At 59.9% G+C, this 15378-nt stretch carries 15 protein-coding genes; 2 read left to right on the forward strand and 13 right to left on the reverse strand.

The genetic code is table 11. The annotated features are described in order from the left end of the window. Positions 1-9 precede the first annotated feature (9 nt). Complete coding sequence (locus tag ASD02_RS27065) at positions 10-579, forward strand: hypothetical protein (protein ID WP_025426604.1); 570 nt, start codon at positions 10-12, stop codon at positions 577-579. Positions 580-659: 80 nt separating this feature from the next. After that, positions 660-1127 carry a DUF5680 domain-containing protein gene (locus ASD02_RS27070; protein WP_025426603.1) on the forward strand — a complete coding sequence of 156 codons (468 nt, stop codon included), beginning with the start codon at positions 660-662 and terminating at the stop codon, positions 1125-1127. Positions 1128-1190: 63 nt separating this feature from the next. Here ASD02_RS27070 and ASD02_RS27075 read toward each other — a convergent pair whose 3' ends face one another. From ASD02_RS27075 to nuoI, 13 genes are all read right to left on the reverse strand, one after another. Then, positions 1191-1877 carry an ABC transporter ATP-binding protein gene (locus ASD02_RS27075; protein ID WP_025426602.1) on the reverse strand — a complete coding sequence of 229 codons (687 nt, stop codon included), beginning with the start codon at positions 1875-1877 and terminating at the stop codon, positions 1191-1193. A 16-nt stretch (positions 1878-1893) separates the two neighbouring features. Further along, entirely contained in the window at positions 1894-3204 is a 1311-nt protein-coding gene (locus ASD02_RS27080) for a lipoprotein-releasing ABC transporter permease subunit (RefSeq protein ID WP_025426601.1), read from the reverse strand. A 20-nt stretch (positions 3205-3224) separates the two neighbouring features. After that, the gene (gene proS / locus ASD02_RS27085; protein ID WP_025426600.1) at positions 3225-4553 is read right to left on the reverse strand and encodes a proline--tRNA ligase; all 1329 of its coding nucleotides are present in this window, start codon (positions 4551-4553) and stop codon (positions 3225-3227) included. Positions 4554-5333: 780 nt separating this feature from the next. Then, positions 5334-5603 carry a DUF1467 family protein gene (locus tag ASD02_RS27090; protein ID WP_025426599.1) on the reverse strand — a complete coding sequence of 90 codons (270 nt, stop codon included), beginning with the start codon at positions 5601-5603 and terminating at the stop codon, positions 5334-5336. 232 nt (positions 5604-5835) lie between these two features. Further along, on the reverse strand, positions 5836-6240 hold the full coding sequence (gene mce, locus ASD02_RS27095; protein ID WP_025426598.1) for a methylmalonyl-CoA epimerase: 405 nt from the start codon (positions 6238-6240) through the stop codon (positions 5836-5838). A gap of 69 nt (positions 6241-6309) precedes the next feature. Then, positions 6310-7977: a ribonuclease J gene (locus ASD02_RS27100; protein WP_025426597.1), complete on the reverse strand. Its 1668-nt coding sequence runs from the start codon at positions 7975-7977 to the stop codon at positions 6310-6312. A 24-nt stretch (positions 7978-8001) separates the two neighbouring features. Then, on the reverse strand, positions 8002-8766 hold the full coding sequence (locus ASD02_RS27105; RefSeq protein ID WP_162249774.1) for a biotin--[acetyl-CoA-carboxylase] ligase: 765 nt from the start codon (positions 8764-8766) through the stop codon (positions 8002-8004). After that, positions 8766-10211: an NADH-quinone oxidoreductase subunit NuoN gene (nuoN, locus tag ASD02_RS27110; protein WP_057211423.1), complete on the reverse strand. Its 1446-nt coding sequence runs from the start codon at positions 10209-10211 to the stop codon at positions 8766-8768. The genes ASD02_RS27105 and nuoN overlap by 1 nt, the downstream gene beginning before the upstream one ends. A gap of 19 nt (positions 10212-10230) precedes the next feature. Further along, entirely contained in the window at positions 10231-11742 is a 1512-nt protein-coding gene (locus tag ASD02_RS27115) for an NADH-quinone oxidoreductase subunit M (RefSeq protein WP_057211424.1), read from the reverse strand. Beyond that, positions 11742-13736, reverse strand: a complete 1995-nt coding sequence (gene nuoL / locus ASD02_RS27120; RefSeq protein WP_057221472.1) for an NADH-quinone oxidoreductase subunit L — start codon at positions 13734-13736, stop codon at positions 11742-11744. Before nuoL ends, ASD02_RS27115 begins: the two co-directional genes overlap by 1 nt. A 7-nt stretch (positions 13737-13743) precedes the next feature. Continuing rightward, the gene (gene nuoK / locus ASD02_RS27125; RefSeq protein WP_025426592.1) at positions 13744-14052 is read right to left on the reverse strand and encodes an NADH-quinone oxidoreductase subunit NuoK; all 309 of its coding nucleotides are present in this window, start codon (positions 14050-14052) and stop codon (positions 13744-13746) included. Positions 14053-14080: 28 nt separating this feature from the next. Next, entirely contained in the window at positions 14081-14695 is a 615-nt protein-coding gene (locus ASD02_RS27130) for an NADH-quinone oxidoreductase subunit J (RefSeq protein ID WP_025426591.1), read from the reverse strand. A 137-nt stretch (positions 14696-14832) separates the two neighbouring features. Further along, positions 14833-15324: an NADH-quinone oxidoreductase subunit NuoI gene (nuoI, locus tag ASD02_RS27135; protein WP_025426590.1), complete on the reverse strand. Its 492-nt coding sequence runs from the start codon at positions 15322-15324 to the stop codon at positions 14833-14835. Positions 15325-15378 lie beyond the last annotated feature (54 nt).

The following is a 15378-nucleotide window of genomic DNA, read 5'->3' on the forward strand; positions in this document are numbered from 1 at the left end:
CACAACGACATGACTGCACGCCTGACCCTGCCTCTCGTTTTTCTGCTTCCTTCCCTCGCCCTTGCCGCCGAGGCGATTGATCCCGGCCGCATTGTCCCGGCCGCGACAGGCGACTGGGACAAGAATGGTGCTGGCGATCTGGCGCTGCTGGTGAAGCCCGATGACGGGACAGACGAGAACAATGCCGTCTATATCTATCTCGCCGGCGAAGACGGCCCGCTGGCGCTCAAGTCGGCCGTTCCGAACAAGGTCTGGGGGCAATACGGCATGGCCGGCCAGGCACCGTCCGTCACGGCGCTTCCGAATGGTTCGCTGGTGATTACCACCCACAACGATTCGGTCGGGCGTGACCGTTGGGAACAGAAGCTGACGATCGCCTATCGCAATTTCGACTTTGTCGTCGGCGGCTACACCTACTCGTCCTATGACACGCTCAATCTCGACAATACCTCGCACTGCGACCTGAATGTGCTGACGGGCAAGGGCAAATCGAACGACAAGCCCGTCAGCGCCAAAGGCGAGCTTGTGCTTCTCGATGACTGGAACGACGACCGCGGCCAGCACGCCTGCGGCATCTAATCGAGCTATTTGTTCCCTTTTTGTTCTTTACATCGACGGAATGTCGCGGCATGCTGCCAGGGAACAAACAAGGTGTTCTCATGGCCAGCATCGAGCAGCTCAAAGACTTCATCGTGGAAGCCAAATCGAAGACATATGTCGGTGGCGGGATAACAAGCCCGCCATCGCGCGCGGGCTCGCGCGATATCGGCTACCAACGCGACCGGTGGCGGTATCTCGACAGTTACTTCGGTGGGACCGATTTCGCAGGACAGGAAACCGTCTGGTTCGAGGACGACACCCGCTGGGCCATGAATTATTTCGGCCGCGTCATCCGGCCCGATCTGATCGATGCGGAACGCGCCGGCATCGTCATCAAAGCCGCGCTCGATACCATGTATCGCGAGAAGCGGCACTTTCTCGGTGGAATGGAATATCGCCACGCCTACGGCTACTACATCGACAACAGCCGCGGCGACACCGGGCACTTTTCCGGACGTGAAGTCATCTTTGTCGACGGCGACGAAGCCTACGAACTCGACTATCGAGGTGGCCTCATCGTGCCTTAAACTAAAGGTTTCGCATCACATTGATATCGCGCGCTCCATTGGAAACGGGCTTTGACGCGAGCGTTATTTCAGCTCGACGACCTTGCCGTCCTCGATCGTCACCCGCCGGTCCATAAGCGATGCCAGCTCGTGATTGTGCGTGGCGATCAGGGCTGCAAGACCGGACTGGCGAGCCAATGCTTCGAGCGCTTCGAAGACGTATCCCGCAGTTTCCGGATCGAGATTGCCGGTCGGCTCATCGGCCAGCAATACCAAGGGAGCATTGGCAACGGCGCGGGCGATCGCCACGCGCTGCTGTTCGCCGCCTGAAAGCTCCGACGGGCGGTGATCGGCGCGGTGGCCGATACGCATGTAGTCGAGCAGCGCCCGCGCACGCTCGGCGGCCTCAGCCTTGCCAAGGCCGGCGATCAGCTGCGGCATCATGATGTTTTCGAGAGCGGTGAACTCCGGAAGCAGATGATGGAACTGGTAGACGAAACCGATCTCGTTGCGACGGATAGCGGTGCGCCTGTCGTCGTTGAGACCGTCGCAGGTCACGCCGTTGACCACGACCTTTCCGCCATCCGGCCGCTCCAGCAGGCCCGCAACATGCAGAAGCGTCGACTTGCCAGTGCCTGACGGCGCCACAAGCGCAACGGTCTCGCCGCTTTTCAGCGTGAAGTCCGCGCCCTTGAGGATCGAGAGGAAGGTGTCCCCCTGCCCGTAATTACGCTCGATGCCCGAAAGCTGCAGTGCCACGCGCGCATTCATTCAGATGATGTCCTTGTCATTCGTACCGCAGGGCCTGCACGGGATCGAGGCGCGAGGCGCGCCATGCCGGAAAGATCGTGGCAAGGAACGACAGGCTGAGGGCCATGACGACGACGAGGATCGTCTCGTCGGCGTTCATATCTGCCGGCAACTGGCTGAGGAAATAGAGCTCGGGGCTGAACAGCGTCGTGCCTGAAATCCAGGAGAAGAATTGGCGAATGGACTCAATGTTCAGGCAGACGACGACACCGAGCAGCACGCCGGCAACGGTTCCCGCCGCACCGATGGCAGCTCCAGTCATGAAGAAGATGCGCATGACGGAGCCGGAGGTCGCGCCCATCGTGCGAAGGATGGCGATGTCGCTCCCCTTGTCCTTCACCAGCATGATCAGTCCGGAAATGATGTTCAGCGCCGCGACCAGAACGATCAACGTCAGGATCATGAACATCACATTACGCTCGACCTCGAGCGCCGAGAAGAACGTCTTGTTGCGGTCGCGCCAATCGGTGATGAAGATCTGCCGCTCGGCAGCGTCCTCGACCGGCTTGCGCAAATCGTCGACCATATCGGGGTGCTCGACGAAGATCTCGATCTGCTGGGCCAAGCCTTCGGCATTGAAGAACAGCTGCGATTCCTCAAGCGGCATGAAGATGATCGACGCATCATATTCCGACATACCGATCTCGAAGATTGCCGAGACCGTATAGGCCTTGACCCGCGGGTTCATGCCCATCGGCGTGACGTCGCCGTTCGGCGATGTCAGCGTGATCGTGCCGCCCACCTGAATGCCGAGCTGCTCAGCCATACGTGAACCGATCGCCACGCCGGTGCCGGCGGCGAAGCCGACGAGATCGCCGGATTGAATATGGTCGGAGACCGACTTCATCTTGCTGAGGTCATCGGCGCGGATGCCGCGCACGAGCGCACCGGTCGAAGAATCGCCGACGCCCTGGGCCAGAACCTGGCCTTCGACCAGCGGGATCGCCATCGTCACACCCTTCACACCGGAAAAGCGGGTGGCGAGGTCGGGGTAATTGTTGAGCGGACCGTCGATCGGTTGCACGATCATGTGGCCATTGATGCCGAGGATGCGCGAGATGAGCTCGGTGCGAAAACCGTTCATCACCGCCATGACGATGATCAGCGTCGCGACGCCGAGCATGATGCCGATGAAGGAGAAGCCGGCGATCACCGAAATGAAGGCTTCCTTGCGCCGCGAACGCAGATAGCGCCAGGCGACCATGCGCTCAAAGGCGGAAAAAGGGCGGCTGGCGGACTTTGCAGACTGGCCAGCGGCCTGCACCTGATCTTCCGTCACGGCGGTCATCCTGCCTCCCCTTGCCTCACTTACTTCGTCGCGATCAGCTTGTTGAGGGCTGCCTCGACAGTCATGGTCTCGCGCTCACCGGTCTTGCGATCCTTGAGCTCGACTTCGCCGTTGGCGATAGAACGCGGTCCGACGATGATCTGGACAGGTACGCCGATAAGATCGGCAGAGGCGAACTTGGCGCCGGCGCGGTCGTCCGTATCGTCGAGCAGCGCATCGAATCCTGCGGCGCCGAGCTTCGAATAGAGCGTCTCGCAGGCTGCGTCGCAAGCGGCATCGCCCGCTTTCATGTTGATGATCACACCATCGAACGGCGAGATCGACTTCGGCCAGATGATGCCGTTGTCGTCATGCGACGCCTCGATGATCGCCGGAACCAGCCGTGTCGGGCCGATGCCGTAGGAGCCCATATGGACCGCGTGTTCCTTGCCATCCGGACCGAGAACCTTCGCGCCCATCGCCTCGGAATACTTGGTGCCGAAGTAGAAGATATGGCCGACTTCGATGCCGCGTGCCGACAGGCGATCGCCTTCGGCGACTTCGTTGAACGCCGCTTCGTCGTGCATTTCGGACGTGGCCGCGTAGCGCGAGGTCCACTTGTCGAAGATCGTCTTCAGACCAGCGACATCATCGAAATTGGTGTCTTCGCCGGGAATATCGAAGCCGAGGAAGTCCTTGTGGCAGAACACTTCGGATTCACCGGTTTCGGCGAGAATGATGAATTCATGGCTGAGATTGCCGCCAATCGGTCCGGTGTCGGCACGCATCGGAATGGCACGCAGCCCCATGCGCGAGAAGGTGCGCAGGTAAGCGGCGAACATCTTGTTATAGGCGTGCTCGGCACCTTCGCGGTCGAGATCGAAGGAATAGGCATCCTTCATCAGGAACTCGCGCGAGCGCATGGTGCCGAAGCGCGGACGGATCTCGTCGCGGAACTTCAGCTGGATATGGTAGAGATTGAGCGGCAGATTGCGGTAGGACTTCACGTAGGAACGGAAGACATCCGTGATCATTTCCTCATTGGTCGGACCATAGAGCATCGGCCGATCCTGGCGGTCCTTGATGCGCAGCATTTCCTTGCCATAGGCGTCATAACGGCCGCTCTCCTGCCAAAGCTCGGCGGACTGCAGCGTCGGCATCAAAAGCTCATTCGCGCCGGTGCGGTTCTGCTCTTCGCGAACGATCGCATTGACCTTGTCGAGAACCCGCTTTCCGAACGGCAGCCAGGTATAGATCCCCGAGGACTGCTGCCGGATCATGCCCGTCCGGAGCATAAGACGGTGGGAAACGATTTCCGCTTCCTTCGGATTTTCCTTCAAGATGGGCATGAAAAAGCGGGACAGGCGCATGACGGGTTCCAGAACTTGATGAACGTCGCACTATCGACGGATTCGGGCGAAATGACGTTGAGCTCAGGTACGCCGGTCTCGCCGAAAACAGGCAAAGGCGACCATTGCTTCTTGGGGTCGGCTCTCAAATTTCCGTCACCGACAAGTCGGCAGGAACCTTTCCGAGCCCTGCGTTCATAGCCGCTTCGCGCCCGGATGAAAACCCTGCTTGCAGAAGGAACCACACAGAGTGGATCGAGAGATTCGAAGGAGAACCGACAAGCCAAAAGCTGCGTCAAAAGAGCACGGTAGTAACAGTATTGCGACGATGCTTGTCAACGGAGAAATTTTATCCAACTGTAGCAAAAATGCAAAAAAATAAGGTGACATCGCCCAATGTTTGGGCTAATTTCGGCTCACAAAACAGGCATGAAGTCTAAATTCTTGCCGACTTTCGCGGTCAAGTCTTGGGAGGATAAGATCTTAGGCGCGCTTCGTCGCTGCCGCCGGAAACGGATTAAAGATCACGCGATACTTGAAAAACAAGGCTTTTAGCCTTGTTTTTTTTTGCCTTTCGCCAAGCGAACCCTCATCGGAGCACCCGGGCTTTCTTGAACTATGTCAATTTCGGGGCGGTCAATCGTAGGATTGCCCGGGTTTCGCGCAGAGAGGCACCCGAGAGAACTCTACGGGCCTGTGCAGCGGTAAATCGATAATACTTAACTGGGGATTGTGAGGAAGCGGACACGATCACTCGATATCCCTAGACGCCGAGCGCCCACATGCTTGCCGATGCTTGGCTCAATAGAACTTCGGATAGAAGCGCGGAATGCTGTCGATGCCGTAGCCGAGCCGCACCGACACAATGTACCAGGCAAGCTGGATGACCGCCGCGATTGCAGTTGTCAGCAGGATGACCCGTTTGGCACGGAACCGCGCCGGCGCGCTTTCGACAGTGCCGGGCACCACCTCGTTTTCCTCCGCCTGCGTGCGCACGCCAAGCGGCAGCACTGCAAACAGCGTCAGCCACCAGATAATGAAGTAGATGGCAAAGGTTGAAAAAAGCGGCATTTCCGGCTCCTGATGAAGACCTGTCCCGAACTGGCTACTGGCCCTCAACGGAACGATCCTCGCGATATTCTACTGCATAATTCCTTAAATCGGCATCGATTTAAGGAGAAAATTATGCAGCAAGTTTAAAGTGTTACAGCGTGCTGAGCGCGTCAAACTTGACGCGCGGCGCTGTAGCCCGCTTATAACGCCACCGGCGCGATCACACAAACCGGCATCGCGCGGTCAACTGTCACACCTGTTCAAGCTCGATCAACGTGCCTTGAAAATCCTTCGGGTGCAGAAAAAGCACCGGCTTGCCGTGAGCGCCGATCTTCGGCTCGCCGTCACCGAGAACCCGCGCGCCGGACGCCTTCAGCGTGTCACGGGCAGCAATGATGTCCTCGACCTCGTAGCAAATGTGATGCATGCCGCCGGACGGGTTCTTGGCGAGAAACGCCGCAATCGGCGAGGCATCGCCGAGCGGCTCCAGCAGTTCGACCTTGGTGTTGGGAAGCGCGACGAAAACGACGGTGACACCGTGCTCGGGCAAGGCTTGCGGCTCGGTCACCGAAGCGCCGAGCGTCACTCGGTAGCCCTCAGCAGCGGATGCCAGATCCGGCACGGCGATTGCCACATGGTTTACACGTCCAAGCATCGCGATCCTCCAACCTTCGGGCTGTTTTCAAGCCCCCGGACGTCTACAGCGCCGGGAGCCTGAAGGAAATCAGACTTTGGTGACGAACACGGTCACCACGGGCTTCTTGCCCCAGATCTGGTTGACGGTGCTACGCACGGCGCGGCGCACCGCCTCCTGCAGCATGGCCAGATCCTTGCGCTTGGCACGCGGGATGCTTTCGACAGCACCGAGCACGGCGTCATAGAGCGTGTCTTCCATGTCCTCGCCCTCGTCGTCGAACTCGGGCAAGCCGATGGCAACGAGGTCAGGATCACCGAGGAAATCGTAGCGGTTGTCGAGCACGACGTTGACTGAGACATGTCCGGCAAAGGAGAGCTTGCGCCGCTCACCGATGCCCATTTCCTCGAAATCACCGATCAGCGAGCCATCCTTGTAGATCCGGCCATGCGGCGCAGTGTCGATGACTTCGGCCGGACCTGGCGCCAGCCGCAGCATATCGCCGTTGCGAAGCCGCGGAACGCTGGCGATACCCGACTGCAGGCCAAGTTCGGCATGCGCCGTCAGGTGTGCGGCCTCACCATGCACCGGCACGAGGATCTGCGGACGGACCCACTGGTACATCTGCTGCAGCTCGCTGCGACGCGGGTGGCCCGACACATGCACCAGCGCTTCACTGTCGGTGATGATGTGAATGCCCTGCTCGATCAGGCCGTTCTTGATGTCGTTGATCGCCTTCTCGTTACCGGGAATGGTACGCGACGAAAACACGACCGTATCGCCGGCGGAAAAGGCGACGTTGCGCATCTCGTCGCGGGCGATCTTGGCAAGTGCGGCACGGGGTTCGCCCTGGCTACCGGTCAGGATCACCACGACCTTGTCGCGCGGCACATAGCCGAACTCGTCTTCGGCGAGGAAAGGCTTGATGCCTTCCATCAGGCCGAGATCGCGGGCGACGGCGACGACGCGCTTCATCGAGCTGCCGAGAAGCAACACCTCGCGGCCCGCCTCTTCCGCAGCTTCCGCAATCGAGCGGATGCGCCCGACATTGGAAGAGAAGGTGGTGATCGCCACACGTCCTTCAGACTTGGAGATGATCTGCGTCAGGCTTGCCGAAACCTCCTGCTCGGACGGCGAGACCCCGTCACGAAGCGCATTGGTCGAATCGCAGACCAGCGCCAGCACGCCCTCGTCACCGATCTTGCGGAAGCGCTGCTCGTCGGTCAGGGGCCCGAGCGACGGCTGAAGATCGATCTTCCAGTCGCCGGTGTGAACGATCGCGCCAAGCGGCGTGCGGATGATCAGCGACATCGGCTCGGGGATCGAGTGGTTGACGCCGACCGCTTCGATTTCGAACGGGCCAACATTGATGCGGTCGCCCTGCTTGAAGATCGTTATCGGGATTTCGCCGCGGCTCCTTTCGAAGTCGCGTTTCGCCTCAAGCATGCCCGCGGTAAACGGCGAGGCATAGACCGGTACGTTCAACCCCGGCCAAAGATCGTTGAGACCACCATAGTGATCCTCGTGGGCATGGGTGATGATGATGCCCTTGAGATTGCGGCGTTCTTCCGCCAGGAAACTGATATCGGCCAGAACCAGATCCACTCCCGGCAGCTCCGGCCCCGGGAAGGTGACGCCGCAATCGACCATTATCCACTGTCGATGACCGGGTTTGCCATAGCCATAGAGGCCGAGGTTCATCCCGATTTCACCGACGCCGCCGAGCGGCAAGAACACCAGTTCTTCTTCTTGCGCCATGTTTTTGATGCGCCCTTGTTTTGATTATCCGAAAAATACGTCGCCGGCGGCGATCGTCTGCATCGTGTCCGAGCCCGTATCGAGCATCAGCCGGCCGTCCTGATCAATACCGGCAAAGCGGCCGGAAAGCGACCGATCCGGCAGGTTCACCGTAATGGTCTCGCCGATGCCGCGCGCTGCCGCCCGCCATTGGTCTATGATGTGTGCCACACCCCTGCCCTGGTCCCAAACGGAGAGCGTTTCGGCCATGGTCAGGAAAAGGTGGGCAAACAAGTCGTCCGGCGATACCGACGCCCCTTCGTTGCGAAGCGAAGTCACCGGGTAGAGTGCCTCGTCGGGCATGACGGCGATGTTGATGCCGCAGCCGATGACCAGCGCGCGACGTCCGTCTGCAAGACTCTCGCCTTCAAGCAGGATGCCGCAAGTCTTCTTGCCGTCGATGAGGATATCGTTCGGCCATTTGATCTCGACCGGAGCGCCGGCCAGCGGCATTACCTGTCGGATGGCCCTGTGAACCGCCACTGCCACTGCCAGCGGCAGCGAGTGCAGCAGCTCGATCGGAGCCGGCTCGATCAAGAGGAGCGAAGCATAGAGATTGCCGGGCTCTGAAAACCAGGCCCTACCGCGTCGACCACGTCCACCTGTCTGGCGGGCGGCGGTGATCCAGAGATTTCCCCTGTCCCCCTCGCGCGCCCGCACCAGGCATTCGCTGTTGGTCGAACCGACTTCATTGAGAGCGACGTGCCGGAAATCGTCGAGCGAAACCCGGCCGCCGCCTTCAAGGCCTATCAAAAGAAGGTCCGAGCCGCGACTTCAGCGGCGTTGCCGAGCGGACCACCGATCAGGACGTAGCCAAGCACGAACAGGCCCGAGAGACCGAAAACCAGGCGAAGCTCGCCGGCCGTCCGGGCAAACTCGCCCTTGGCATCGTCGAACCACATCACCTTGATGACACGCAGGTAGTAGTAGGCGCCGACGACCGAAGCGAGCACGCCGATGATGGCAAGCGCATAGAGATGGGCTTCGATAGCCGCCATGAACACGAAGTACTTCCCGAAGAAGCCTGCCATCGGCGGGATGCCGGCGAGCGAGAACATCAGGATGGTAAGGACCGTGGCCATGAAGGGGTTGGTCTGCGACAGGCCAGCGAGATCGTCGACGCTTTCGACGTTCTCGCCATCCTTGCGGCGCATGGCGAGGATGCAGGCGAAGGTGCCGAGCGTCATGACCATGTAGATGAGCATGTAGAGCAGAACGCCGCGAACGCCCGCCATAGAGCCGGCGGCGAGACCGACGAGCGCGTAGCCCATGTGACCGATGGAGGAATAGGCCATCAGGCGCTTGATGTTCTTCTGGCCGATCGCCGCAAAGGCTCCGAGCAGCATCGAAGCGATCGAGATGAAGACGACGATCTGTTGCCACTGGACAACGACCGGCTCGAACGCGTTGATGACGATGCGAACGAAGATGGCCATGGCGGCAACCTTCGGGGCCGCGGCGAAGAATGCGGTGACCGGCGTCGGCGCACCTTCATAAACATCCGGCGTCCACATGTGGAACGGAACGGCAGAAATCTTGAATGCAAGGCCGGCAAGGATGAAGACCAGTCCGAAGATCAGGCCGAGCGACGGCGTGCCCGTAGTCGTCAATGCAGCGGCAATCTCGTCAAAGCCGGTGTGGCCGGTGAAGCCGTAGACCAGCGACATGCCATAAAGCAGCATGCCCGAAGACAGCGCGCCGAGGACGAAATACTTCAGGCCGGCTTCCGTCGAACGGATGCTGTCACGGTTGATGGCGGCTACGACGTAGAGCGCCAGCGACTGCAATTCCAGCGACAGGTACAGCGACATCAGGTCGTTGGCCGAGATCATCAGGAGCATTCCGAGGGTGGCGAGCACCAGCAGCACCGGGAACTCGAAACGATCGATCTGCGCGGAACGGGCATGGCCGACCGTCATCACCATGGCGGTGATCGAGCCGATCAGCGCCAGCACCTTCATGAACTTGGCGAAGGGATCGGACAGGAAGGCGCCGCCGTAAGCTTCGCCCTCGCCCGTCTTCAGGACGAGCCAGAGGCCGGCGATGATGAGAAGGGCAACCGCAAGGCCGGTGACGGTCGAGGTCGACTTTTCACCGGCGAACACGCCGATCATCAAGAGCGCCATCGCGCCGACCGCGAGGATCAACTCGGGGATCGAGAGCTGCAGGCTAGCGAGGAGGATTTCAGCAGTCATGTCCAATCACGTCCTGTGGTCATTGCACCGAAAGCGCAACGTTTTGCGCTGCCTGCAGGGCTGCGGAGTAGTTGTTGACGAGCAGATCCACGGAGGCTGCGGTCGCATCGAAGATCGGCGCCGGATAGACACCGAAGAAGATCGTCAGGATCACCAGCGGGTAAAGGATCGCCTTCTCGCGAGCCGAAAGATCGAGCAGAGCCTTCAGGCTTTCCTTTTCCAGCGCACCGAAGATCACTCGGCGGTAGAGCCAGAGCGCGTAGGCAGCCGAGAGAATAACGCCGCTCGTTGCAAAGAACGCAACCCAGGTATTGACGCGGAAGACGCCGACGAGCGTCAGCACTTCGCCGACGAAGCCTGATGTGCCGGGTAGGCCGACGTTGGCCATGGTGAACACCATGAAGGCGACGGCGTATTTCGGCATGTTGTTGACGAGGCCGCCATAGGCCGAGATCTCGCGGGTGTGCAGCCGGTCATAGACGACGCCGACGCAAAGGAAGAGCGCGCCGGAGACGATGCCGTGCGACAGCATCTGGAAAATCGCACCCTGAACACCCTGCGTATTGGCCGCGAAGATACCCATCGTCACGTAACCCATATGTGCGACGGACGAATAGGCGATCAGTTTCTTGATGTCGGTCTGCATCATCGCCACCAGCGAGGTGTAGATGATCGCGATGACCGACAGCGTGAAGACGAAGGGCGCGAAATAGTCGGACGCCAGCGGGAACATCGGCAGCGAGAAGCGCACGAAGCCGTAACCGCCAAGCTTCAGGAGGATGGCGGCCAGGATGACCGAACCCGCCGTCGGCGCCTGAACGTGCGCGTCGGGAAGCCAGGTGTGCACCGGCCACATCGGCATCTTCACCGCGAAGGAAGCGAAGAAGGCGAGCCATAACCACGTCTGCATCTCACGCGGGAAGTTGTAGGCGAGAAGTTCAGTGATGTCGGTGGTACCGGCCTGCCAGTACATCGCCATGATGGCGAGCAACATCAGCACCGAGCCGAGCAGCGTGTAGAGGAAGAACTTGTAGCTCGCATAGACGCGATCCTTGCCGCCCCAGACACCGATGATGAGGAACATCGGAATGAGGCCGGCTTCGAAGAACACGTAGAACAGCACGATGTCGAGCGACACGAACACGCCGATCATGAACGTTTCCAGGATCAGGAACGCGATCATGTATTCCTTCAGCCGCTTTTCGACCGAGAACCAGCTTGCGAGCACGCAGAACGGCATCAGGAAGGCAGAGAGAACGACGAAGAGCACCGAGATGCCGTCGACGCCGAGATGATAGGAAATCCCGGTGCCGAGCCATTCGTGCTTCTCGGTCATCTGGAAACCCGGGTTCGAGCTATCGAACTGGTACCAGATATAGACCGACACGGCGAACGTGAAGAGCGTCGTCAGCAGCGATACGTTCAGGATGTTGCGGCGGCCGTAGGCGCTGTCTTCTCTTGTCAGCAAGAGAAGCAGGACGCCGACGAGCGGCATGAAGGTGACCGCGGAAAGTACGGGCCAATCGGTCATCAGAAGGAACTCCCGAGCATCATCCATGTAACGAGCGCAGCAATGCCGATCAGCATGGCGAACGCGTAGTGATAGAGGTAACCGGTCTGCAGCCGGACCACACGATCGGTGACATCAAGCACGCGTGCCGCAATTCCGTTAGGGCCAAGGCCGTCGATGACCCGGCCGTCGCCTTCCTTCCACAGGAAGACGCCGAGGCGCTTGGCCGAGCGTACGAACAGGAAGTCGTATAGCTCGTCGAAGTACCACTTGTTGAGCAGGAACTGGTAGAGGCCGCGATGCTGTTCCGCCAGGTACTTCGGCAGCTCAGGCCGACGGATGTACATGTACCAGGCCGTGAAGAGACCAAGCGCCATGGCGCAGAACGGGCTCCACTTAACCCACAGCGGAACGTGGTGGTACTCATTGAGGATTTCGTTTTCAGCCGAGGTGAACAACGCACCCTTCCAGAACTCGGCATAGCCCTCGCCGAAGAAGTGGTCGTGGAACAGGAAGCCTGCGAGCAGAGCACCGGCAGCCAGGATGTAGAGCGGCACCAGCATGACCTGAGGTGATTCATGGACGTGATGCATGACATCCGACGAAGCGCGTGGCTTGCCGTGGAAGGTCATGAAGGTCAGGCGCCAGGAATAGAAACTGGTGAACAGAGCGGCGATCACCAGCATCGCAAAGGCAAAGCCCGAAACGATGCTGTGCGAAGCGAACGTCGATTCGATGATGGCATCCTTCGAGAAGAAGCCGGCCGTACCGATGACGGTGCCGGGGATGCCGACGCCGGTGAGCGCGATCGTGCCGATGAACATCATCCAATAGGTGACCTTAATATGCTTCCGCAGGCCACCCATGTAACGCATATCCTGTTCGCCATCGACGGCGTGAATGACCGAACCTGCACCCAAGAAAAGGAGAGCCTTGAAGAAGGCGTGCGTGAACAGATGAAAGATGGCCGCGCCATAGGCGCCGACGCCGAGGGCCACGAACATGTAGCCAAGCTGCGAACAGGTCGAATAGGCGATGACGCGCTTGATGTCGTTCTGGACCAGACCGACGGTTGCGGCGAAGAAGGCCGTGATCGCGCCGATCAGCGTGACGACCGTCAGTGCAGTCGGCGACAGCTCAAACAGCGGCGACATGCGAGCGACAAGGAAGACGCCGGCGGTGACCATGGTTGCGGCGTGAATGAGGGCCGAAACCGGGGTCGGGCCTTCCATCGCGTCCGGAAGCCAGGTGTGCAGCAGGAACTGAGCCGACTTGCCCATCGCGCCCATGAAGAGCAGCAGGCATGCGGCCGTGATGGCATCTGCCTTGTCGAGGTGCATGCCGAACAGCGTAACAACCGCCTCCCCTGCTGCGGCACCTTCGGCCGGCAGGTAGGTCTGGGCTGCTGCAAAGATGGTTTCGAGGTTGACCGAACCGAACAGCACGAAGACGAGGAAGATGCCAAGCGAGAAACCGAAGTCGCCAACGCGGTTGACGATGAACGCCTTCATCGCCGCCGCGTTCGCCGACGGCTTCTTATACCAGAAGCCGATCAGCAGGTAGGATGCGAGACCCACGCCTTCCCAGCCGAAGAACATCTGCACCAGGTTGTCCGACGTGATCAGCATCAACATCGCGAAGGTGAAGAGCGACAGATAGGCGAAGAAACGCGGACGATGCGGATCGTGGTGCATATAGCCGATCGAATAGACATGCACGAGCGTCGACACTGTGTTGACGACCACGAACATGACTGCGGTCAGCGTGTCGACGCGGAACGCCCATTCGACGTCGAAGCCGCCGGACTGGATCCAGCGCAGCACCGAAACCTTGATCAGTTCCTGCTCGCCCATCGCGACGTCGAAGAAGACGTACCACGACAATGCGGCGGCGATGATCATCAGTCCGCTGGTGACATATTCAGAAGCCTTGGCGCCGATCGAAGTGCCGAAAAGGCCGGCGACCAGAAAGCCAATCAAAGGCAGGAAGACGATAGCCTTGATGATGGTATCCATAGCCCAATCAGCCCTTCATCATGTTGACGTCTTCAACAGCGATCGAGCCGCGGTTGCGGTAGAAGACGACGAGAATTGCAAGCCCGATGGCGGCTTCCGCGGCCGCGACGGTCAGAATGAACAGAGCAAAGACCTGGCCAGTGATGTCGTTCAGGAACGACGAGAAGGCGACCATGTTGATGTTGACCGCAAGCAGGATCAGTTCGACCGACATCAGGATGACGATGACGTTCTTCCGGTTCAGGAAGATGCCGAAGACACCAAGCGTGAACAGGATGGCGCTGACGGTGAGATAGTGGGAAATTCCGATTTCCATTTTTTGGTTCCTCGACCTCGCGTCCGAATTAAATGCCCTGCCCGGGCTTGACCGTGATCACCTCGACGGCGGTCTCGGGCGTGCGGGCAACCTGCTGCGGAATGCTCTGGCGCTTGATGTTCGTGCGGTGGCGCAGCGTGAGGACGATGGCGCCGATCATGGCGACCAACAGCACAAGGCCCGCGATCTGGAAGAAGTAGACGTAGTGGGTATAGAGCACGTCGCCGAGTGCGGCGGTGTTCGTCCGGTCGGCAACCGCCGGGATCGGCATCGAGATGCCCTTGGCAATCTCCGGCGAGAAGGTCGCGCCGCCGACGACGATGATCAGTTCGGCAGCCAGGATCAGACCGATCAGCGCACCGACGGGCGCATATTCAAGCACGCCGGCTCTGAGTTCGGCGAAATCGATATCGAGCATCATGACGACGAACAGGAAGAGCACCGCAACCGCGCCGACATAGACCACGAGCAGGATCATCGCCAGGAACTCGGCGCCAGCCAGCAGGAACAGGCCCGCCGAATTGAAGAAGGTCAGGATCAGGAACAGCACCGAATAAACGGGGTTCCTGGCCGCAATGACCATAAATGCCGATGCCACCGCGATGAAGGCAAAGAGATAGAAAAAAAGAACCTGCAGACCCATGATCGGTGCCTTTTTCGTCTTGCACGGCGTGAGGCTCTTGCAGCCCCCACTCCACTGGCAAAGCCGGACTGATGTCCGGCCTTTGCCCCAAACTGTTTCACATGTGCCGCCTTGAAGGGCGACACCACGCATCGGCCTCAGCGATAGGGCGAGTCCATTGCGATGTTGCGTGCGATTTCCCGCTCCCAACGGTCGCCATTGGCGAGGAGCTTGTCTTTGTCGTAGTACAGCTCTTCACGCGTCTCGGTGGCGAATTCGAAGTTCGGTCCCTCGACGATGGCGTCGACCGGACAGGCTTCCTGGCAGAAACCGCAATAGATGCACTTCACCATGTCGATGTCGTAGCGCACCGTGCGGCGGGTGCCGTCGTTGCGGCGCGGGCCGGCCTCGATGGTGATGGCCTGGGCAGGACAGATCGCCTCGCAGAGCTTGCAGGCGATGCAGCGCTCTTCGCCGTTCGGATAACGGCGCAGGGCGTGTTCGCCACGGAAGCGCGGGCTGACCGGCCCCTTTTCGAAGGGGTAGTTCAACGTCGCCTTCGGCTTGAAGAAGTAGCGCATCGACAGAAAGAACGCGCCGACGAATTCCTTGAGGAACAGCGAGCTGACGGCTTGCGAAAGACCGGCCATCATTTACCTCCAGACTTGCCGACCTGGGAGCGGCCAGCGGTATGCAACCGAGCG

This window comes from Ensifer sp. Root1252, from assembly GCF_001425885.1.
Taxonomy (GTDB): domain Bacteria; phylum Pseudomonadota; class Alphaproteobacteria; order Rhizobiales; family Rhizobiaceae; genus Ensifer; species Ensifer canadensis.

Bases quoted from the DNA above. Each gene is read 5' to 3' on its own strand.
- ASD02_RS27080 (WP_025426601.1), bottom strand. From the start codon at position 3,204: ATGACCGCCGTGACGGAAGATCAGGTGCAGGCCGCTGGCCAGTCTGCA.
- ASD02_RS27090 (WP_025426599.1), bottom strand. From the start codon at position 5,603: ATGCCGCTTTTTTCAACCTTTGCCATCTACTTCATTATCTGGTGGCTG.
- ASD02_RS27115 (WP_057211424.1), bottom strand. From the start codon at position 11,742: ATGACCGATTGGCCCGTACTTTCCGCGGTCACCTTCATGCCGCTCGTC.
- nuoI (WP_025426590.1), bottom strand. From the start codon at position 15,324: ATGGCCGGTCTTTCGCAAGCCGTCAGCTCGCTGTTCCTCAAGGAATTC.
- nuoN (WP_057211423.1), bottom strand. From the start codon at position 10,211: ATGACTGCTGAAATCCTCCTCGCTAGCCTGCAGCTCTCGATCCCCGAG.
- ASD02_RS27075 (WP_025426602.1), bottom strand. From the start codon at position 1,877: ATGAATGCGCGCGTGGCACTGCAGCTTTCGGGCATCGAGCGTAATTAC.
- ASD02_RS27100 (WP_025426597.1), bottom strand. From the start codon at position 7,977: ATGGCGCAAGAAGAAGAACTGGTGTTCTTGCCGCTCGGCGGCGTCGGT.
- ASD02_RS27130 (WP_025426591.1), bottom strand. From the start codon at position 14,695: ATGGGTCTGCAGGTTCTTTTTTTCTATCTCTTTGCCTTCATCGCGGTG.
- nuoL (WP_057221472.1), bottom strand. From the start codon at position 13,736: ATGGATACCATCATCAAGGCTATCGTCTTCCTGCCTTTGATTGGCTTT.
- mce (WP_025426598.1), bottom strand. From the start codon at position 6,240: ATGCTTGGACGTGTAAACCATGTGGCAATCGCCGTGCCGGATCTGGCA.
- nuoK (WP_025426592.1), bottom strand. From the start codon at position 14,052: ATGGAAATCGGAATTTCCCACTATCTCACCGTCAGCGCCATCCTGTTC.
- ASD02_RS27065 (WP_025426604.1), top strand. From the start codon at position 10: ATGACTGCACGCCTGACCCTGCCTCTCGTTTTTCTGCTTCCTTCCCTC.
- proS (WP_025426600.1), bottom strand. From the start codon at position 4,553: ATGCGCCTGTCCCGCTTTTTCATGCCCATCTTGAAGGAAAATCCGAAG.
- ASD02_RS27070 (WP_025426603.1), top strand. From the start codon at position 660: ATGGCCAGCATCGAGCAGCTCAAAGACTTCATCGTGGAAGCCAAATCG.